General features: G+C 60.0%; 15 protein-coding genes, 2 tRNA genes and 1 pseudogene. 5 read left to right on the top strand and 13 right to left on the bottom strand.

What is annotated here, in order from left to right:
• Nucleotides 1–176: 176 nt before the first annotated feature.
• The 4 genes from AC1D2Q_RS08250 to rimO form a co-directional block, all read right to left on the bottom strand.
• Nucleotides 177–647: a YehS family protein gene (locus AC1D2Q_RS08250; protein WP_477812884.1), complete on the bottom strand. Its 471-nt coding sequence runs from the start codon at nucleotides 645–647 to the stop codon at nucleotides 177–179.
• Between the two features lie 75 nt (nucleotides 648–722).
• Nucleotides 723–1,433, bottom strand: coding sequence for an rRNA pseudouridine synthase (locus tag AC1D2Q_RS08245; protein ID WP_019580978.1), 711 nt, complete (start codon nucleotides 1,431–1,433; stop codon nucleotides 723–725).
• A 128-nt stretch (nucleotides 1,434–1,561) separates the two neighbouring features.
• Nucleotides 1,562–2,035 carry an acetyltransferase gene (locus tag AC1D2Q_RS08240; protein ID WP_477812883.1) on the bottom strand — a complete coding sequence of 158 codons (474 nt, stop codon included), beginning with the start codon at nucleotides 2,033–2,035 and terminating at the stop codon, nucleotides 1,562–1,564.
• A gap of 125 nt (nucleotides 2,036–2,160) precedes the next feature.
• Entirely contained in the window at nucleotides 2,161–3,498 is a 1,338-nt protein-coding gene (gene rimO, locus AC1D2Q_RS08235; RefSeq protein ID WP_477812882.1) for a 30S ribosomal protein S12 methylthiotransferase RimO, read from the bottom strand.
• A gap of 290 nt (nucleotides 3,499–3,788) precedes the next feature.
• Here rimO and AC1D2Q_RS08230 point away from each other — a divergent pair, with 290 nt between their 5' ends.
• The gene (locus tag AC1D2Q_RS08230) at nucleotides 3,789–5,690 is read left to right on the top strand and encodes a potassium transporter Kup (protein ID WP_477812881.1); all 1,902 of its coding nucleotides are present in this window, start codon (nucleotides 3,789–3,791) and stop codon (nucleotides 5,688–5,690) included.
• Between the two features lie 60 nt (nucleotides 5,691–5,750).
• Here the strand turns inward: AC1D2Q_RS08230 and AC1D2Q_RS08225 are convergent, their stop codons facing one another.
• Nucleotides 5,751–6,077, bottom strand: coding sequence for a DUF3077 domain-containing protein (locus tag AC1D2Q_RS08225; protein ID WP_477812880.1), 327 nt, complete (start codon nucleotides 6,075–6,077; stop codon nucleotides 5,751–5,753).
• Between the two features lie 485 nt (nucleotides 6,078–6,562).
• Between AC1D2Q_RS08225 and AC1D2Q_RS08220 the strand changes: the two genes are divergently transcribed.
• From AC1D2Q_RS08220 to AC1D2Q_RS08210, 3 genes and pseudogenes are all read left to right on the top strand, one after another.
• A complete protein-coding gene (locus tag AC1D2Q_RS08220) occupies nucleotides 6,563–6,853 on the top strand; it encodes a type II toxin-antitoxin system Phd/YefM family antitoxin (RefSeq protein ID WP_310660513.1) in 291 nt (96 codons plus the stop codon).
• Nucleotides 6,854–6,864: 11 nt separating this feature from the next.
• The gene (locus tag AC1D2Q_RS08215) at nucleotides 6,865–7,152 is read left to right on the top strand and encodes a type II toxin-antitoxin system RelE family toxin (protein ID WP_477812879.1); all 288 of its coding nucleotides are present in this window, start codon (nucleotides 6,865–6,867) and stop codon (nucleotides 7,150–7,152) included.
• 204 nt (nucleotides 7,153–7,356) lie between these two features.
• Nucleotides 7,357–7,509 (top strand): annotated as a pseudogene (locus AC1D2Q_RS08210) (MarR family transcriptional regulator); the annotation flags it as partial.
• Between the two features lie 76 nt (nucleotides 7,510–7,585).
• Here AC1D2Q_RS08210 and AC1D2Q_RS08205 read toward each other — a convergent pair.
• The 4 genes from AC1D2Q_RS08205 to AC1D2Q_RS08190 all read right to left on the bottom strand — a co-directional run bounded on the left by AC1D2Q_RS08205 (nucleotide 7,586) and on the right by AC1D2Q_RS08190 (nucleotide 12,174).
• The gene (locus tag AC1D2Q_RS08205; protein ID WP_477812878.1) at nucleotides 7,586–8,881 is read right to left on the bottom strand and encodes a virulence factor family protein; all 1,296 of its coding nucleotides are present in this window, start codon (nucleotides 8,879–8,881) and stop codon (nucleotides 7,586–7,588) included.
• Nucleotides 8,881–11,523 carry a bifunctional lysylphosphatidylglycerol flippase/synthetase MprF gene (gene mprF / locus AC1D2Q_RS08200; RefSeq protein WP_477812877.1) on the bottom strand — a complete coding sequence of 881 codons (2,643 nt, stop codon included), beginning with the start codon at nucleotides 11,521–11,523 and terminating at the stop codon, nucleotides 8,881–8,883. The genes AC1D2Q_RS08205 and mprF overlap by 1 nt, the downstream gene beginning before the upstream one ends.
• 277 nt (nucleotides 11,524–11,800) lie before the next feature.
• A tRNA-Met gene (locus AC1D2Q_RS08195) sits at nucleotides 11,801–11,877 on the bottom strand.
• A 220-nt stretch (nucleotides 11,878–12,097) separates the two neighbouring features.
• A tRNA-Met gene (locus AC1D2Q_RS08190) sits at nucleotides 12,098–12,174 on the bottom strand.
• Nucleotides 12,175–12,475: 301 nt separating this feature from the next.
• Between AC1D2Q_RS08190 and dinB the strand changes: the two genes are divergently transcribed.
• On the top strand, nucleotides 12,476–13,537 hold the full coding sequence (dinB, locus tag AC1D2Q_RS08185) for a DNA polymerase IV (protein ID WP_477812876.1): 1,062 nt from the start codon (nucleotides 12,476–12,478) through the stop codon (nucleotides 13,535–13,537).
• Between the two features lie 84 nt (nucleotides 13,538–13,621).
• On the opposite strand, the gene AC1D2Q_RS08180 is transcribed toward dinB, so the two are convergent.
• The 4 genes from AC1D2Q_RS08180 to AC1D2Q_RS08165 all read right to left on the bottom strand — a co-directional run bounded on the left by AC1D2Q_RS08180 (nucleotide 13,622) and on the right by AC1D2Q_RS08165 (nucleotide 18,432).
• Nucleotides 13,622–14,575 carry a hypothetical protein gene (locus AC1D2Q_RS08180; protein WP_477812875.1) on the bottom strand — a complete coding sequence of 318 codons (954 nt, stop codon included), beginning with the start codon at nucleotides 14,573–14,575 and terminating at the stop codon, nucleotides 13,622–13,624.
• 17 nt (nucleotides 14,576–14,592) lie between these two features.
• Nucleotides 14,593–16,308, bottom strand: a complete 1,716-nt coding sequence (locus AC1D2Q_RS08175) for a proline--tRNA ligase (RefSeq protein WP_477812874.1) — start codon at nucleotides 16,306–16,308, stop codon at nucleotides 14,593–14,595.
• A gap of 130 nt (nucleotides 16,309–16,438) precedes the next feature.
• Entirely contained in the window at nucleotides 16,439–18,007 is a 1,569-nt protein-coding gene (locus AC1D2Q_RS08170; protein WP_477812873.1) for an AmpG family muropeptide MFS transporter, read from the bottom strand.
• Between the two features lie 44 nt (nucleotides 18,008–18,051).
• On the bottom strand, nucleotides 18,052–18,432 hold the full coding sequence (locus tag AC1D2Q_RS08165; RefSeq protein WP_219731186.1) for an MGMT family protein: 381 nt from the start codon (nucleotides 18,430–18,432) through the stop codon (nucleotides 18,052–18,054).
• Nucleotides 18,433–18,458 lie beyond the last annotated feature (26 nt).

Genomic DNA, 18,458 nt, shown 5'->3' with positions numbered 1-18,458 from the left:
GAGGGTCAATACACCCTAGTCGTCAGCCGCCGGATGCGGAGCCACTATTTTTGCGCGGAATGAACATCTATACAGATTGGGCTGCGACCGCTCTTGTAGGAACCGGCTTGCTGGCGATGGCGTTCTCAAGATCGCCATCGCCAGCAAGCCGGCTCCTACAGGGCGCGCGGCGCGATTTACTGCGGGCGCACGCGCAGGGTCAGGCCCTTGAGGAAGTTGCGCAGCAATTGATCGCCGCACGGGCGGTAGTTGGTGTGGCCGAATTTGCGGAACAGCGCACTCAGCTCAGGCTTGGACACCGGGAACTCGGCGGCCTTGAGGATGGCGTGCATGTCGTCTTCCTTCAGTTCGAAGGCGACGCGCAGTTTCTTCAGGATGATGTTGTTGGTCACCGGCACTTCGATCGGCTGCGGCGGACGGCTTTCGTCCTTGCCACGCTTGAAGATCACCAGGCCATCGAGGAAATGCGCCATGACTTCGTCCGGGCAGCGTACGAAACCTTCCTCGTCTTCTTCTTTCTTGTCGAGGTACGTCACCAGGTCTTCCAGAGTGTCGTCCATGCCGCCGAGCTTGATGATCTCGATGACTTTCTTGTCGCTGATGTCGAGCATGTAGCGCACGCTGCGCAGTACGTCGTTATGAATCATGTGTGCAGTCCTGATATTTCGCTGTGGGCGCCGCATGAAGCTGCGGCGCCGAAATGTATGGCGGCGGGAAAAGCCTTAGAACTTCTCTTTGCCGGACAGGTAGCGCCATTGCCCCAAGGGCACTTTGCCGATGGACACGCCGCCGATGCGGATGCGACGGATGGCGACGACCTTCAGGCCGACGGCCTGGCAGAACAGGGCGATCACGCCCGGTTGTGGGTTTTTCATGGCAAAGCGCAGGCGGTTTTCGTTCTGCCAGCTGGCCTTGACCGGCGGCAGTTCCTTGCCCTTGTACGTCAGGCCGTGGTTCAGGCGGTTGAGGCCGTGAGCCACCATGTCGCCTTCGACCTCGACCACATATTCCTGCTCGATCTTGCTGGCATCGGCGGTGAGTTTGCGCAAAATCTTCCAGTCCTGGGTGAACACCAGCAGACCGCTGGCGTTGGCCTGCAGGTCGGCACTGGCGGTCAGGCGCAGGAAGTGGCCCTTGAGCGGACGTTTGCCGTAGCGGTGTTCTTCGCTCAGGGTCGCGGCGCTGAGGGTCGCCATGGCGCTGTCCGCGTCCATGCCCGCCGGGACGTTCATCAGGATGGTCACCGGCTCCGGCGCAGTGGCCTTGGCCTCTGGGTCGAGCTCGACTTTCTGGGTGTCGACCTTGAACTGCGGCTCGTCGATGACTTCACCATCGACGGTGACCCAGCCGCCCTCGATGAACAGCTCAGCCTCCCGACGGGAGCAGCCGACGAGTTCGATGAGGCGTTTGGAGAGACGAATCGGGTCAGTCATGACAGGGCCGTAACAAAAAAGGGGTGGGCATTGTACCTGCTGGGCGCCGGTTAATCGCGAGTCCATTTGCCTCATGTGTTTTTAATGTGGGAGCGAGCAAGCCCGTTCCCACATGGCTCCATGGTGTGTCAGCCATTGCGCGCCAGTTGCTGGCCCTGGCGCAAACGCATATGCAGCAACGGATAAGGCTGCCCCATGCCGTCATGCTCCGAACGACCAATCACCTCGAAGCCCTGCTTGAAGTAAAACCCCAGGGCCTGTGGGTTCTGCTCGTTGACGTCCAGCTCATCGGCGTTCAAGTGCTCCAGGGCGTAGCGCAGCAATTGCTTGCCCAGGCCTTGGCCACGGTGATCGGGGTCGATGAACAGCATTTCGATCTTGCCCGCAGCCACGCCGGCGAACCCGGTGATGCGCTGGCGCGAGTCTTTGGTGCAGATCAGCATGACGGCGTCGAGGTAGCGGGTCAGGACCAGGTTCTTCAGCAGTTCAATGTAACTGTCGGGCAGAAAGTCATGGGTGGCGCGCACCGAGGCTTCCCACACTTGGGTGAGTTCTTCGTAGTCGCTCTGTTTCGGTGTGTGAATGACCGAGTGTTGGCGCATGGCCGCTTGCTCCTTCTGTTAAGAGCCGTTCCCGTAAGGCTGCGAGTTTTTTCTCCCACAAAACGATAGACGTAAAAAAGCCCCGCATCTCGTCGAGAGAGCGGGGCTTTTTTTATTTTTTGCGTTTAGATCTGTTCAGCCCACAGGTCGTATTCGTCGGCGTCGGTCACTTTGCACCAGACCTTGTCGCCCGGCTTCAGGTTGCTGCCGTTGTCGATGAACACGTTGCCGTCGATTTCCGGGGCATCGAAGAAGCAGCGGCCGACCGCGCCTTGCTCGTCGACTTCATCGACCAGCACTTCGATCTCACGGCCGATGCGCATTTGCAGGCGTGCCGAGCTGATGGCCTGCTGGTGCGCCATGAAACGCTCCCAGCGGTCTTGCTTGACGTCGTCCGGAACGATCTCAAGGTCCAGATCGTTGGCCGGTGCGCCTTCGACCGGCGAGTACTGGAAGCAGCCGACGCGGTCCAGTTGGGCTTCGGTCAGCCAGTTCAGCAGGTATTGGAAGTCTTCTTCGGTTTCGCCGGGGAAGCCGACGATGAAGGTCGAGCGGATGATCAGGTCCGGGCAGATTTCGCGCCAGTTCTTGATCCGCGCCAGGGTCTTGTCTTCGAAGGCCGGGCGTTTCATCGCTTTGAGGACTTTCGGGCTGGCGTGCTGGAACGGGATGTCCAGATACGGCAGGATTTTCCCGGCGGCCATCAGCGGGATCAGCTCGTCGACGTGCGGGTATGGGTAAACGTAGTGCAGGCGCACCCAGACACCGAGGGTGCTCAGGGCTTCGCAGAGTTCGGTCATGCGGGTTTTCACCGGCGCGCCGTTCCAGAAACCGGTGCGGTATTTCACGTCGACGCCGTAGGCGCTGGTGTCCTGGGAAATCACCAGCAGCTCTTTGACGCCGGACTTGACCAGGCGCTGGGCCTCGTCGAGCACGTCACCGACCGGGCGGCTGACCAGTTTGCCGCGCATCGACGGGATGATGCAGAAGCTGCAGCTGTGGTTGCAGCCTTCGGAAATCTTCAGGTAGGCGTAGTGGCGCGGGGTCAGTTTGATCCCTTGCGGCGGCACCAGGTCGATCAGCGGGTTGTGATCCTGACGCGGCGGCACGACGTCGTGCACGGCGTTGACCACTTGCTCGTACTGCTGCGGACCGGTCACGGCCAGCACACTCGGGTGCACGTTACGGATATTGCCTTCTTCGATGCCCATGCAGCCGGTCACGATGACCTTGCCGTTTTCCTTGATGGCTTCGCCGATCACTTCCAGGGACTCAGCCTTGGCCGAGTCGATGAAGCCGCAGGTGTTGACCACCACGACGTCGGCGTCCTGATAAGTGGACACAACGTCATAGCCTTCCATGCGCAGCTGGGTAAGGATGCGCTCGGAGTCGACCAGTGCTTTCGGGCAACCCAGGGATACGAAGCCAACCTTTGGATTGGCCGGCGCAGGAGTGGTGGACATGTCTAACCTCGGTATTTGTGACGCCTCCAGCCGATGACGGCAAGGCGACAGACGGGCGCTATGTTGCACCCTCTGGTCAAAAAGTGCGCAATTCTAACGATGGGCGGCGCACTTGACCAGCTTTATGCAGGGAAATACGACGAGTGCTGCGCTATGCTTCGCGCCGTTACGCTTTACCGATTTTTTACAGTCAATAAATCGTCTGTAACAACAAGTAAAACAGTGCATGCTGCACCACAAATCATAGTGCTTCTTCGAAGAAGCCCGGATCTGAGTAGTAGGAGTGATGGATGGGGCAGGCAAGTAGTCAGGCGATAGCCGGCGGACATTCGGCGGCCAAGCCGATCGGCATGCTGGTTGCGGCGGTCGGAGTGGTGTACGGCGACATCGGCACGAGCCCGTTGTACACCCTCAAAGAAGTGTTTTCCGGTGGCTATGGCGTGCCCGTCAACCATGATGGCGTGCTGGGTATTCTGGCGCTGATCTTCTGGTCGTTGGTCTGGGTCGTGTCAATCAAATACATGCTGTTCGTGCTGCGCGCCGACAACCAGGGCGAGGGCGGGATCATGGCCTTGACCGCGCTGGCGCGACGAGCGGCGGGAGGGCACGCAAAATTACGCACGCTGCTGGTGGTCTGCGGGCTGATCGGCGCGGCGCTGTTCTACGGCGACAGCATGATCACCCCGGCGATTTCCGTGCTGTCGGCGATTGAAGGGCTGGGGTTGGCTTTCGAAGGCATCGACCATTGGGTGGTGCCACTGTCGCTGGTGGTGCTGGTGGCACTGTTTCTGATTCAGAGTCACGGCACGGCGCGGATCGGCATTCTGTTCGGGCCGATCATGGTCACCTGGTTTCTGGTGCTCGGCGCGCTGGGCGTGTATGGCATCAGCCAGCACCCGGAAGTGTTGCAAGCGATAAACCCGGCGTGGGGCGTACGCTTCTTCATGGACCACCCAGGCATGGGCGTTACGATTCTTGGCGCCGTGGTGCTGGCATTGACCGGCGCCGAGGCTCTGTACGCGGACATGGGCCACTTCGGTCGCAAGCCCATTGCTCGGGCCTGGTTCATTCTGGTGCTGCCCGCACTGGTACTGAACTACTTCGGTCAGGGCGCCTTGCTGCTCGGTGATCCGGAAGCCGCCCGCAACCCGTTCTATTTGTTGGCGCCAAGCTGGGCACTGATCCCGTTGGTGGCGTTGTCGACCATGGCCACGGTGATTGCCTCGCAAGCGGTCATCTCCGGTGCCTTCTCCCTGACCCGTCAAGCGATCCAGCTCGGCTACATTCCGCGCATGCGTATTCGGCACACTTCCAGTGCCGAGCAAGGGCAGATTTATATCGGCGCGGTGAACTGGGCGCTGATGGTCGGCGTAATCCTGCTGGTCCTGGGCTTCGAGTCCTCCGGCGCCCTGGCCTCGGCCTACGGCGTGGCGGTGACCGGGACCATGCTGATGACCACGATTCTGGTGTCGGCGGTGATGCTGCTGCTATGGAAATGGCCTCCGGTTCTCGCGGTTCCGGTGTTGCTCGGCTTCCTGTTGGTAGACGGTTTGTACTTCGCCGCCAACGTGCCGAAAATCGTCCAGGGCGGTGCGTTCCCGGTGATCGCCGGTATCGCACTGTTCGTGCTGATGACCACCTGGAAGCGCGGCAAGCAACTGCTGGTGGATCGCCTGGACGAAGGCGGGCTGCCGCTGCCGATCTTCATCAGCAGTATCCGCGTGCAACCGCCACATCGGGTCCAGGGCACCGCTGTGTTCCTTACCGCTCGCCCGGATGCCGTGCCCCACGCGCTGTTGCACAACCTGCTGCATAACCAGGTGCTGCACGAGCAAGTGGTGTTGCTGACAGTGGTGTACGAAGACATCCCGCGCGTCCCGCCGCAACGACGTTTCGAGGTCGATTCCTACGGCGAAGGCTTCTTCCGGGTAATCCTGCACTTCGGTTTCACCGACGAGCCGGACGTGCCGCAAGCGCTGAAGCTGTGTCATCTCGATAACCTGGACTTCAGCCCGATGCGCACCACTTACTTCCTCAGCCGCGAGACGGTCATCGCCTCCAAGCTCGAAGGCATGGCCCGCTGGCGCGAGGCGTTGTTCGCCTTCATGCTGAAGAACGCTAACGGCAACCTGCGCTTCTTCAATCTGCCGCTGAACCGGGTGATTGAACTGGGTACCCAGGTCGAGATGTAAGCCCCATGAAAAAGCCCCCGTTGCCATGAAGGTCGCGGGGGCTTTTTTGTGTCTGTGCCTTTACTTGCTTTCAGGCCGCTCTTCTTCAGATTCGGTCTTTGTTCGGGCAGGTCGCGGGGTCAGCACCTTCACCACATCATCAATCACCGCCTTACTCATCGCCGTCAAATAATGCGCGGCCCAGGCGTGGCGGTCGGTGTCTTTTGGGTAGGCTGCATCCTCGGTAAATGATCTCGCGAGGAACAGCAGGTCGGAGGCTTGTGACAAGGCATCAACGATGGGGACGCCAGCGCGGACGTTGAATAGCGCCTGATCCGAGCAGTAGATGAGCGGGGTGAAGCCGATGGTTTTTAGTTCTGAGGGGGCGGGCGAATCTGTTTTGTTCATGTCTAACTCCTTAACCCGAGGGAGCGGCCACGTTCGTTTCCAAGCGAATGGGTGGCAGCTGTGCGCAGGTTGGAAAACCGGGAGCTAAGGAACCGGCACGCCCGAAGGCGTCCCACGCACAGCCGCCATAACAGGATCGCAGCTGAAAAGACGCTGCGGTACCGATGGGGGGCGCTGTTGCACTTAACTCGACGGGTTTCCAAGCCCGATCGCTGAATGGTCAGCGACGTCCGGAGAGTATCCCGTCGAAGAAAAACGCAACAAGGCGGCAAAGTGCCCAAAAAGCGAGATTCGGAGTTTGCCTACAAGGTCTGCGGGTGTCTTCCGATATTGCGACACCTTGAGTAAACAAAACTAAACATGTCCAGTGAGCTTGAAAACACAGGTTGGCATGTTCGCGTTTCTTGCTGCTTGATGTATGGTTAATTCAACGCAATACTCTGCGTAGAACTGTGCGTTCAAATTTGCATGATAGAGAGGTGAGTATGACGGCATTACTGGAACGTGCTGACCAGGCGATTTCGGTGACTGCGATGGTCAGAGGATTCAGCGCGAGGCTCAAAGAGATCTCCAGCCGGGCCACCGAACGGCTGGTCATTTTCAAAGACAATCAGCCGGCAGCGGTCATTATCAATGTCGATGCGTATCAGGAAATGCTCGACGAGCTTGAGAATCTTCGGGTTGAAGCAGCGGCCCGGGAGCGACTGATCGGTTTTGACCAGTCCAAGGCGATCAGCCATGACGATATGCGGGCACGGTATGCCAGGAAAGACTAAAGGAGCTGGGGATGGCTTGGGGCGTTATCTATCATCCAGAGGTCCAGAAGGATCTGGATCTGCTGGGAGCTGCTGCGGCAAATCGCATTCTTGATGTTATCGAAGAGCGGATCATCAACGGCGAGCCGGACAAGAGCGGCAAGCCTCTAAGGGCCAGTCTTGCAGGGTGCCGAAGGATTCGAACAGGCGACACGCGTATTGTTTATCGAGTCGATGGAAAGGCTATTCAGGTTTTGATCGTCGCCGTCGGTGCGCGACGTGACGAAGAGGTCTACGACGCCGCAGAGCGCCGTCTCTAATGAAAAAGCCCCCGTTGCCTTGCGGTAGCAGGGGTTTTTTTGTGGGCAGACGAATGAAGCCGGTATCCCCACCTGTTTGCAAATTGGCAAACGATCTGCAGGGTTTCCCGTGAAACAATATCGAAAGGACTTGAGGGTTCGATATTTTCAATGAGGCAAGTGTCCACGTTTTATGGAATGTGGACACTCGGGGTTTCTAGCTTCATGAAGAGTCAAGACATTTTGCTTTTGTTCAAGATGGCCAGCCTGCAAGCCCAGGAAGAAAATCTTTTTGGGCAGATGGGATCTGAGTCGAATTCGAACATCGTTGAGGAATTGTTGAAGCCCCGGCAGATAAATCGAATGACGGCTGGTGGCGCTTCATGTCTGTACATGTAAAAAAGCCCCCGCAACCATAAGGTGTCGGGGGCTTTTTTGTGTCCGGGGACTCAGGTCACTCCTGAGCCGCCGTCTCCTTCGCTTGACGCTTCACGATGGCATCCACCAATCGCTGCGCCAACGCCGGGTAGTTCTCGTCGAAGTGATGGCCGCCAGGCAGTTTCATCGCTTCGCCCACGGCGGTCTTGTCGGTGCAGCCGCTTTCGTCGACTTCTTCCTCACCGTAGATGCACACCACTTTCGCCGGCGGCAGCTTGGCCATTTCCGGGCCGGTGGCGGCTTCTTTGCCGGCGTTGCCGAGCCAGCCTTCGACTTCGATCTCGAAGCTGCCGGTGCGGGCGAAGGCCAGCAGGATGATTGCGTCGACCCGCTGCTGTTCGGCTTCAGGCAGACGGTTGTAGATGGCTGGCAGAACGTCGGCGCCGAATGAGTAGCCGGTCAGGATGAAGCGCTTGGTGCCCCATTTTTGCCGGTAGTGCTGCATCAGTTCGGTCAGGTCCAGGGCGCTTTGTTCCGGGCTCTTGTGCTGCCAGTAGTAGCGCAGGGTGTCGATGCCGACCACCGGGTAGCCGATCTTGGCCATCTCGCCGGCCACGTCGCGGTCCAGGTCGCGCCAGCCGCCATCGCCGGAGAGGAACAGGGTCACGGTGTCCTTGGCCTGGCCGGCCGGCACTTCGACCACCGGGATCTGCAGGCCGCCGGCGGCTTTATCGCCACCGACGAGGGTTTTGCGCAGTTCGTTGTTCAGCACTTGCGGCAGGTTGATGTCGTAGTCGCTGATGCTGGTTTCGGCGTTGGGCTGGTCACGCACGAAGCCGGCGCTGGTGTCGTCCGGGTTGTCGTTCCAGGCCACCAGCCAGTGACCGTGGGCAGCACTTTTTGGCAACAGGTGGGTACAGCCGGGCTTTTCCAGGGCCAGGTCAACCGAAATGGCCTGGGCCTTGTCGTCCTTCTGCTCGGCCAGCCAGCGCCACGCCAGTACGGCGCCAGGGCCGATGCCGCTGACCAGGGTTGCCGGGCCTTTGAGTTCTCTGAGGCCTGCTTGCAGGGCACGACTTTGCTGGATGCAGTCCTTGGGCAGGATCACCTGGACGATCTGCGCCGAGCCGCTGCGGCTCAGGGTCATCAATTGTTTGTCGCTGAGCTTCTGTTCTTCATTGACCGCCACCAGCACCTGCGCGCGCGGGGTGGTGCCGGGGATGACGCGGGTCATCGCGGCGCCATCGGCCGGCGTCAGCAGTTCGAGGGTCGGTTCGGGTGCCGGGCGTTTGAGGTACCAGTAACCGCCACCGACAATCAGGGCCAGCACTACCAGTGTGGCCAGTACGTACCGCAGGGAGCGTTGAATCATCAGCGTTTCACCAATCCAGTCAAGCCACCCGCAATCAGGGCAGCAGTGTCGGCCAGGGCCACCAGCGGATCGAGTCCGGCGGGCACGGCCATATAACGGGGTTCCCAGTCGGGCTGGAACTTGTCTTTGAAGCGGCGCAAACCTTGGAAGTTATACAGCTGCTCACCACGGCGGAACACCATCGAGCCCAAGCGCTGGGTCAGAGGTGCGCCGCGCCGGGGTTGCAACCCCGACAATGGCACCATGCCCAGGCTGAACCGCGCGTATCCATGATTTTTATAATGTTGAATCAGACCGACCATCATGAATTCCATGGTCAGCTTCGGGGCGTCGGGGTGCGCGCGCATCAGGTCGAGGCTGGCCAGTTCATGGCCGTACGTCTCGAGCAGGTTGGCGAACGCCACCGGGCGCCCTTCGAAACGAATCACCGCGACGCGGAAGTGCTTGAGGTAGTCATCGCTGAAACGCCCGAGCGAGAAGCCTTTCTCGCGCACATTCTTGCCGGTCAGCCAGGCATCGGAAATCACCTTGAGCTCGTCCATCGGCGCTTGCCCCGGTTCGTGGATCTCCAGCGACAGACCGTCACGGGTGCCACGGTTCCAGGTGTAGCGCAGGTCCTTCATCTCTTTGCCTTTGGCCTCGAGATCGAAACGCTTGAGATCGACCCGGGCTTCTTCGCCGAGCTTGATCGCGGTCAGGCCGATGTCCATGTAGTACGGAAGGTTCTCGGCACGTACTTGATAAAACACAGGGCGGGCGTGATGGATATCGCACAGGTCACGGAACTGCCAGATCATTTCCGCCCGTTGCTGGGTCGGGCCGATCGGGTCATACAACGCCACCAGGCTGCGGCCACGGCGGGCGTACATCAGGAACGCCTCGTCGTTAGGGTGAAACAGCAGCGCCTTGTCACCGGTCAGGGCCAGGCCGCCATCCGGTTGGGAGGAGGCCATGAGGATATTAGCCGCGCGCTCCAGTTCATCGGAGGTCGGCAGGTGGATCACCGGACGCGCGGTGCGCAGCAGCCACGTCAGCGATACCACCACCAGCAGCACCGCGGCACCCAGCAACGAGCGCAAGCCTCGCGGGGCATCGGCGTCGAGGGTGAACTGCCACCAGAGTTGATGACTGTACGGAACGTCCTGGTAGGCGAACAGCAGCAACCAGATCGATGCGCCGAGTACGCAAAGACTCGACACCAGATACAGCGGCGAAAACGGCAGCTCGGTCAGGCGGCTGGGACGGTAGAACGAACGCCGGAAAACCCCCAGCAAACTTGCTGTCAGGGTCATCAGGCAAGCTTCCTCCCAGTCGAAGCCTTTGAGCAGAGAGAGCACGGCGCCGACCAACAACAGAATAGTGGTCAGCATCCACGCGGCCGACAGGCGACGACGCAAGCCCTGAGCCAGCAGCAGGCAGAGCACGCCCACCAGGCTGGCGCCGAAGTGCGAGGCGTCGACCAGTCGATGCGGGATCAGAAAACCGATGTGTTCAAGGCGCGTATCGATCTCCGGCGTTACGCCAGAGAACAGCAGCACCACGCCGGACAGGAACACCAGCACCGCCAGAATCGGCGCGGCCAGGCCTGAGGCGGCGCGTAGCGTCTGGCGTGTCTGAAACAGGCGCTGGCCTTCGTTGATCAGCAGCAGTATGCAAGCCACCAGCAGCGGCAATATCACATAGATCAGGCGGTAGAGCAGCAGGGCGGCAGCCAGTGGCGCGGCGCCGAGCTTGTCGGCGAAGGCCGCCAGCAAAATCGCTTCGAACACCCCGACACCGCCGGGTACATGGCTGAGCACGCCAGCGGCCAGCGCCAATAGATAGACCAGCAGGAACGCACCGAAGGGCGGCGCTTCCGGCAGCAATAGATAGAGCACCGTCGCGGCGGCGGCCACGTCCAGGGCGGTGATGACCAGTTGCAGGAAGGTCAGGCGGCGGCCCGGCAGGCGCAAGGTGCGGCGGCCGACCTTGACCAGCAGGTTGTCCGGGTAAGGCTGTTCCGGCAAGCGACGGCGGTAGATGCCGATCGCCAGTACCGCGGCGAGCAGCAACACGGCCACTGCAATCGCGCCCAGCAACGTCTGGGAGAACCCCAGGGCCAGCGAGGCGGCGGGCAGGTTGCTGAGGGTGGCGAGGGCGGCCAGGGGCGGGAGGGCACAGCCGAGCGAGAGGCTGGCAAACAGCGTCATGTGCGCGACTTCCGAAGCCCCCACGCCATGCCGTGCATATAGACGGTAGCGAACCGAGCCCCCCGACAATAGCGACAGGCCGATGGCGTTGCCGATAGCGAAAGCAGTGAAGCCCCCCAGCGCCACGACTCGCGGCGCCAGCGTCACACCGGCATAACGGCTGGCCGACCATTCGTAACCCAGCAGAATGATGAAGCCGACGACGGTCGCGCCCAGCGCTCCCAGCAAGGCCGGTCTCGGCACTTCCAGGATCGAGTCGTGCAGCGCGTACAGATCGAGTTCGCTCAGCAGGTGACGACAGGCAATCAGCGCGATGGCGAACAACAGCAAAGTGACCGCCAGACCGATGGGTTGACGGTATTTGCTGATTCGATCCAGCAAGCGCAGACGCTCGGCTTTGATCGGTTGTGTCGCTGTGACGGTGTCTTGTGGATCAGACGAGTTGGCGCGCATCAATCACCTCTTGGATTGTGCGCGACAGGATGGGGGTATCCAGCCAAGTTACCAATCCCTGTAGAAAAAAATAATCACAAATATTAACGCGTCTCACCGGGTATCGGCGATGGCGCATCACCAGTCGTCGAGGGTTTCCCTTGCGGTTCAGTCTCGTCTGAACTCACAGTCTGGCGACCCTGAACGGCTCACTGCACAGTGACAGATCATTGTTGCGAAAGGACTTTTTCAACAGATACAAAAAAGGCCACTCTTTCGAGTAGCCTTTTTTGATGTTTGGTTGCGGGAGCCGGATTTGAACCGACGACCTTCGGGTTATGAGCCCGACGAGCTACCAGACTGCTCCATCCCGCGTCTGTGTGGCGGCATTCTACAGGCGAACGCCGTAGTGTCAACCGTTAATCCAAGTATGGGTCAAATAAACCAGAATCAGCGGCGAACGGTTGCCGAGGAGCGCTAAGTTTCGGAATCAGAACGATTTCTCGTTTCCATGCGGCAAGGCATGGAGCGCTGATTTTTATAAAACAGGCGCGCACAAAAAAGGCCACTCTTTCGAGTAGCCTTTTTCGATGTTTGGTTGCGGGAGCCGGATTTGAACCGACGACCTTCGGGTTATGAGCCCGACGAGCTACCAGACTGCTCCATCCCGCGTCTGTGTGTCGGCATTCTACAGAGGATCGCCGGGCTGTCAACCTTCAATCTCGGTAAAATCTGTTCCTGTTCAATCGCTTAGGTGAAAGCAGGGGGTGTGGATCGGGCTGAAACGCAGGCAGGGCAAGGCTTTTGGCTCTATCGGTAGGTGGCTTTCGATTGAGAAAATAAATTCCTCCGGTACTTTTCCTACCGCTTGAAAAGAAGATTCAGACTACTGGTGCTATATACAGGTGTCAGTGAGATACTGCCGTTACGACACGCCGATACTTCATTTCTTCGCCATGAACACCGCTTTTATATGACGCAGCGAAAAATCATCCACGTCGATTGTGACTGCTTCTATGCCGCCATCGAGATGCGTGACGACCCGCGCCTGGCCGGTAAGCCTTTGGCGGTGGGCGGCTCGGCGGATCGGCGTGGGGTGATTGCTACGTGTAACTATGAAGCGCGGGCGTATGGCGTGCGCTCGGCCATGTCTTCGGGACATGCCTTGAAACTGTGTCCGGACCTGACCATCGTCAAGCCGCGCATGGAGGCCTATAGAGAGGCGTCGAAGGAAATACATACGATCTTTCGCGATTACACTGACCTGATCGAGCCGCTTTCCCTGGACGAGGCTTACCTCGATGTCTCGGACAGTGCGCATTTCGGCGGCAGCGCCACGCGAATCGCCCAGGACATTCGCCGTCGGGTGTCCAACCAGTTGCACATCACCGTATCGGCCGGCGTGGCGCCGAACAAGTTTCTTGCCAAGATCGCCAGCGACTGGAAGAAGCCCAATGGCTTGTTCGTGATCACGCCCGATCAGGTGGACGACTTTGTCAGCGGCTTGCCGGTGAGCAAGTTGCACGGTGTTGGCAAAGTGACTGCCGACAAGCTGGGCAAGCTCGGTATCGTCGATTGCCTGCAATTACGCGAGTGGAGCAAATTGGCGCTGGTGCGTGAATTCGGCAGCTTCGGCGAGCGACTCTGGAGCCTGGCCCGTGGGATCGATGAGCGGTTGGTGCACAACGACAGTCGTCGACAGTCGATCAGCGTTGAAAACACCTATGACGCGGATCTGCCGGATCTGGCGAGTTGTCTGGATAAATTGCCCGAGCTGCTGGAGTCCTTGAATGGCCGAATGGCGCGGATCGACAGCAGCTATCGGCCGGGCAAGCCGTTTGTCAAAGTGAAATTTCATGACTTTACCCAGACCACGTTGGAGCAAGCCGGGGCAGGGCGGGATCTGGGGAGTTATCAGTTGCTGCTGACCCAGGCCTTCAATCGCGGCGGGAAGCCGGTGCGGTTGTTGGGGATTGGGGTGAGGCTGGAGGATTTGCGGGGCGGGTTCGAGCAGCTGGAATTGTTTGAGCGGTGAGATTTTAAAAGCAAAAGATCGCAGCCTTCGGCAGCTCCTACGCGCCTGTGGGCGCCGCCGAAGGCTGCGATCTTTTAGTAGGCTTTAATTCGGTCCCGGATCCGCCACCAGTCGCCCGGCATCCCTGGTCAGTGACTTGAGGAATTCAGCCTGCAACTCGGGATCGTTGCGGGTCAGTTCGATCAGGCTCTGTTCCAGTTCGCTGGCTTCTTCTTCCAGACCCAGTTCCGACAGACGTTTGACCCGGTGCACCCACTGGCTCACTTCGTCGTCTTCGAGGTCGTCGTAAATCAGCCCATGGGCTTCGAGCAGCTTGCCGCGCAAGTTGTTGCTGATCGCCAGGGACGAGTCGGTGTGCACATCGTCCTTGTTGTCCTCGACACTGATCTGCAGCTTGCCCAGATGATTGAGGTCATGTTCGGCGAACGGGCTGTCCAGCAGGTTCAGACGCAACACGCCGTTGCGGTCGGTGTTCATATCGAACGTGTCCTTGCCGGCCTTGACCTGCACCGGACGCTCGCTCCATGGCAGGCTCGAATATTCCGTGCGCTTGTCGCGCTGGACTTCGTCGATGCCCGCCAGGTTCTGCTGCGCGCGACCGTGAGACTGCACGTTCATGAACGGGTTGAGCCCGGCAAAACCATAGCTGAGCCAATCCTTCGTTACGCTGTCCGGCAGATTGCCGAGGGCGAACACGTTGACCACGTTCGCACCGACGCCGGCCACTACGGCCACCGCCCCCAGCGGGATCTCATAGATCTCCCTCCAGGGTTGGTAAGGCGTGTAACGGTCATAGTGGCGTGTGACTTCGAATTCGGTGACTTCGAAGGTCTTCTGCTCGTGGATTTTCACCCGGCGTTGCGGCAGCTCCAGCACTTTGGGCTCGCCGACATCGATCTGCAGGCTGTGATCGAGCAACTTACGCTCGACCCGCTCCTCGTGCTCGCTGCGTTGTGACATGTGATTGGCACAGCCGCTGACCAGCAGGGCACCGCACAGGGCGGCACCACCGAGGCCTAAGGTGTTTCGCTTGAACATGACGTCTCTATCTGGTGTCAGCGGCGGATACGGGCCTGGAGGAAAGACAGCACGTCAGCAACCGGCAGCGCTTGCGCCTCGGCTTCGGTACGGCTCTTGTATTCCAGATTGCCGTCGGCGAGGCCGCGGTCACTGACCACGATACGGTGTGGAATGCCGATCAGCTCCATGTCCGCGAACTTGATGCCCGGGCTGGTTTTCTTGTCGCGGTCGTCCAGCAGCACGTCGAAGCCGGCGGCAGTCAGTTCTGCGTAGAGCTTGTCGGTGGCTTCGCGAACTTGTTCGGTTTCGTAGCGCAGCGGTACCAGGGCAATCTGGAATGGGGCCAGAGCGTCGCTCCAGATGATCCCGTTCTCGTCGTTGTTCTGTTCGATGGCGGCAGCTACTACGCGGGATACCCCAATGCCGTAGCAGCCCATTTCCAGGGTGACCGGTTTACCGTTCTCGCCCAGCACTTCGCACTTCATCGCTTTGCTGTACTTGTTGCCCAGCTGGAAGATGTGCCCGACTTCGATGCCGCGTTTGATTTCCAGGGTGCCTTTGCCGTCAGGGCTTGGGTCGCCGGAGACAACGTTGCGCAGGTCGGCAACGGTCGGAACTGGCAGATCGCGCTCCCAGTTCACGCCAAAGTAGTGCTTGTCGTCGATGTTGGCACCAATGCCGAAGTCGCTCATCAGTTCGACGGAACGGTCGATGATGATTGGCAGCGGCAGGTTCAGCGGGCCGAGGGAGCCGGCGCCGGCGCCAATGGCGTCGCGCAGTTCGGCTTCGGAAGCCATGACCAGCGGGCTGGCAACGCCAGGCTGGTTGGCGGCCTTGATTTCGTTCAGTTCGTGGTCGCCACGGATGATCAGGGCAATCAGCTTGCCTTTCTCTTCAGCGTGCACCACCAGGGTCTTGATGGTTTTTTCGATCGGCAGGTTGAAGCCTTCCACCAGTTGCGCGATGGTTTTGGCGTTCGGCGTGTCGACCAGACGCAGCTCTTCAGTCGGCGCGGCGCGAGAGGTTTCCCGCGGTACGGCTTCGGCTTTCTCGATGTTCGCGGCGTAGTCGGAACCGTTGCTGAAGACGATGTCGTCTTCGCCGGACTCGGCCAGCACGTGGAACTCGTGGGAACCGGCGCCACCGATGGAGCCGTTGTCAGCTTCAACCGGACGGAATTTCAGGCCCAGGCGGGTGAACACGTTGCAGTACGCCTGGTGCATGCGGTCGTACGTGATCTGCAGCGATGCCTGGTCGGCATGGAACGAGTAGGCATCCTTCATGATGAATTCGCGGCCACGCATCAAACCGAAGCGTGGGCGGATTTCGTCACGGAATTTGGTCTGGATCTGATACAGGTTGATCGGCAGCTGTTTGTAGCTGCTCAACTCGTTGCGCATCAGGTCGGTGATGACCTCTTCGTGAGTCGGGCCGGCGCAGAAGTCGCGACCGTGACGATCCTTGAAGCGCAGCAATTCAGGGCCGTATTCTTCCCAGCGACCGGATTCCTGCCACAGCTCAGCCGGTTGAGTGCTCGGCATCAACACTTCGAGAGAACCGGCGGCGTTCATTTCTTCACGCACGATGGCTTCGACCTTGCGCATCACTCGCAAGCCCATCGGCAGCCAGGTGTACAGGCCCGAGGCGAGTTTGCGGATCATGCCGGCGCGCAGCATCAGCTGATGGCTGATGACGACCGTGTCGGAAGGCGTTTCTTTCTGTGTGGCGAGCAAAAATTGACTGGTGCGCATGGTTGGCCGTTGTCGGTTGCTGATGACGAGAAATGATGGGGCATTGTACGGGCGAGATCTGCTGGCGTACAGGCGTGCGGCCGGCTGTGTGGCTGGAGGGCGAGAATCTGCTCGCCCTCTGCGCCCTGTATCACAGAGGCTGCGATTCTTCCGTGACCGGGGTCTGAGCCGGTTCAGGCGTCGGGGTCGGACCGGCACGGCGGTTTTCCTGGAACCAGTGCAGGGCGATYAGCAACAGCGTCGGAACGCCCAGCAGGGCAGTGATCAGGAAGAAGTTGTGGTAGCCGAATTTTTCCACCATGACCCCTGAATAGCCGCCGATCAGGCGAGGCAACAAGAGCATGATCGAGCTGAGCAGGGCGTACTGGGTTGCGGAGAATTTGAGGTTGGTCAGGCTCGACAGGTAAGCGACGAACGCCGAAGTCGCCAGGCCCGAGCTGAAGTTATCCAGGGAAATGGTGACGATCAGCATGTGCAGATTGGCGCCCATGTCGGTGAGCATCAGGAACAGCAGGTTGGTGGCGGCCGATGCAGCGCCGCCGATGAACAGAATCGGCAGAATGCCGAAGCGCACGATCAGCAGGCCGCCCATGCCGGCGCCGACCAAGGTCATGATCAGGCCGAAAATCTTGCTGACGCTGGCGATCTGATCCTTGGTGAACCCCTGGTCGATGTAAAACACGTTGGCCATCACGCCCATGACCGTATCCGACATCCGATAGGTGGCGATCAACCCGAGCAGCAGCAGGGCTTGCCAGCGGTAACGCAGAATGAAGTCGTTGACCGGCGTCAGCACCGGCGCCAGGCCACGGCGGCCCATGGCCGACAAGCACAGGGCGGTGAGCGTGGTATAGAGGATTGCCCGCAGGAATGCGCGGTCTTCGAGCAACAGGTCGAGCAGGCTGACGCCGTTGAACAGTACGCTGGCGAAGTCGGTGTTGTAGAGCTGGGTGAACATGGCCGGGACGGACACCAGCAGCACGATCAGCACGAACACCGACGCCAGCTGGTGCACAAAGCTGTAGCGTCCGGCCTGAAGCTGAGTGCGCAGTGGCACCGGCGGTTCGCGCATGAACAGGGAGGTCAGCAGCGCCGGGATCATCAAAACGCCGAACAGCACGTAAGTGCCGGTCCACGCCCCGTGCTTGTAGTTGAAACCGGTGGAGCCGAAGCCTTCGGCGAAGAACAGTGCGCCGGCCGTCGCCAGCAGGGCAGCAACCCTATAACCGGCCATGTAGCTGGCCGCCAGTGCAGCCTGGCGGGTGTCGTCGGCGATTTCCAGGCGATAGGCGTCGATGGCAATGTCTTGCGTTGCCGAAGCGAAGGCGACTACCACGGCAATGGCGATCAGCCAGGACAGGTGCTTTTGCGGGTCGCAGAAACCCATGCCGATCAGGCCGAGGATTACCAGTGCCTGGGCCAGCACCAGCCAGGAGCGTCGTCGGCCAAGCTTGCCGAGCAGGGGTAGGCGCCACTGGTCGAGCAGCGGGGACCAGACCCATTTAAAGGCGTAGGCCAGGCCGATCAGGCTTGCATAGCCGATGGTTTCGCGGGCAACACCGGCCTCGCGCAGCCAGACTGAAAGCGTCGAAAACACCAGCATGTAGGGCAGGCCGGCGGCGAAACCAAGCAGCAACAGCACGAGCGTTGAGGGGCTGGCATAGGCGGCGAGCGCGGCGCGCCAGGTTTTACGGGGCATGGGCTGAAGTCTGCCTCAAGAATTACGGAAACAAAGCGCGCACTCTAACCGCTGTGCTCTACCGGGCGCCAGCCATGGCGCTGAATATCAACACGATTGTTCAGAACACTGATGCCTTCCATGCGCAATCGGGCCCGCTGTTCATCCCCCGAAGGGCTGCCTGCGGGCAGGCTGATCCGACCACCGGCACCCAGCACACGATGCCAGGGCAATTTAGTGTCACCGGGCAGTTGGCTCAATGTTCGCCCGACCCAGCGGGCGGCGCGACCCAGTCCCGCCAGCTCGGCGAGCTGACCGTAACTCACGACTTTGCCCTCGGGCACTTGTGCCAGGGTCAGGTAGAGCGCCGTGCGTCGGATTTGCGCTGCGCTTTCGGTTTCAGCGGTTGAGTCGGTCACGTCCGGGTTCCTGAAAAAAATACGCATTGACCGTCTGTAGAGTAAATCCTGGA

The organism is Pseudomonas sp. P1_A1, from assembly GCF_056406935.1.
Note: the sequence above shows the minus strand (reverse complement) of the source record. Positions and strands in the feature narration are given on the sequence as shown.

Bases quoted from the DNA above. Each gene is read 5' to 3' on its own strand.
- AC1D2Q_RS08250 (WP_477812884.1), bottom strand. From the start codon at position 647: ATGATTCATAACGACGTACTGCGCAGCGTGCGCTACATGCTCGACATC.
- AC1D2Q_RS08245 (WP_019580978.1), bottom strand. From the start codon at position 1,433: ATGACTGACCCGATTCGTCTCTCCAAACGCCTCATCGAACTCGTCGGC.
- AC1D2Q_RS08240 (WP_477812883.1), bottom strand. From the start codon at position 2,035: ATGCGCCAACACTCGGTCATTCACACACCGAAACAGAGCGACTACGAA.
- rimO (WP_477812882.1), bottom strand. From the start codon at position 3,498: ATGTCCACCACTCCTGCGCCGGCCAATCCAAAGGTTGGCTTCGTATCC.
- AC1D2Q_RS08230 (WP_477812881.1), top strand. From the start codon at position 3,789: ATGGGGCAGGCAAGTAGTCAGGCGATAGCCGGCGGACATTCGGCGGCC.
- AC1D2Q_RS08225 (WP_477812880.1), bottom strand. From the start codon at position 6,077: ATGAACAAAACAGATTCGCCCGCCCCCTCAGAACTAAAAACCATCGGC.
- AC1D2Q_RS08220 (WP_310660513.1), top strand. From the start codon at position 6,563: ATGACGGCATTACTGGAACGTGCTGACCAGGCGATTTCGGTGACTGCG.
- AC1D2Q_RS08215 (WP_477812879.1), top strand. From the start codon at position 6,865: ATGGCTTGGGGCGTTATCTATCATCCAGAGGTCCAGAAGGATCTGGAT.
- AC1D2Q_RS08205 (WP_477812878.1), bottom strand. From the start codon at position 8,881: ATGATTCAACGCTCCCTGCGGTACGTACTGGCCACACTGGTAGTGCTG.
- mprF (WP_477812877.1), bottom strand. From the start codon at position 11,523: ATGCGCGCCAACTCGTCTGATCCACAAGACACCGTCACAGCGACACAA.
- dinB (WP_477812876.1), top strand. From the start codon at position 12,476: ATGACGCAGCGAAAAATCATCCACGTCGATTGTGACTGCTTCTATGCC.
- AC1D2Q_RS08180 (WP_477812875.1), bottom strand. From the start codon at position 14,575: ATGTTCAAGCGAAACACCTTAGGCCTCGGTGGTGCCGCCCTGTGCGGT.
- AC1D2Q_RS08175 (WP_477812874.1), bottom strand. From the start codon at position 16,308: ATGCGCACCAGTCAATTTTTGCTCGCCACACAGAAAGAAACGCCTTCC.
- AC1D2Q_RS08165 (WP_219731186.1), bottom strand. From the start codon at position 18,432: ATGCGTATTTTTTTCAGGAACCCGGACGTGACCGACTCAACCGCTGAA.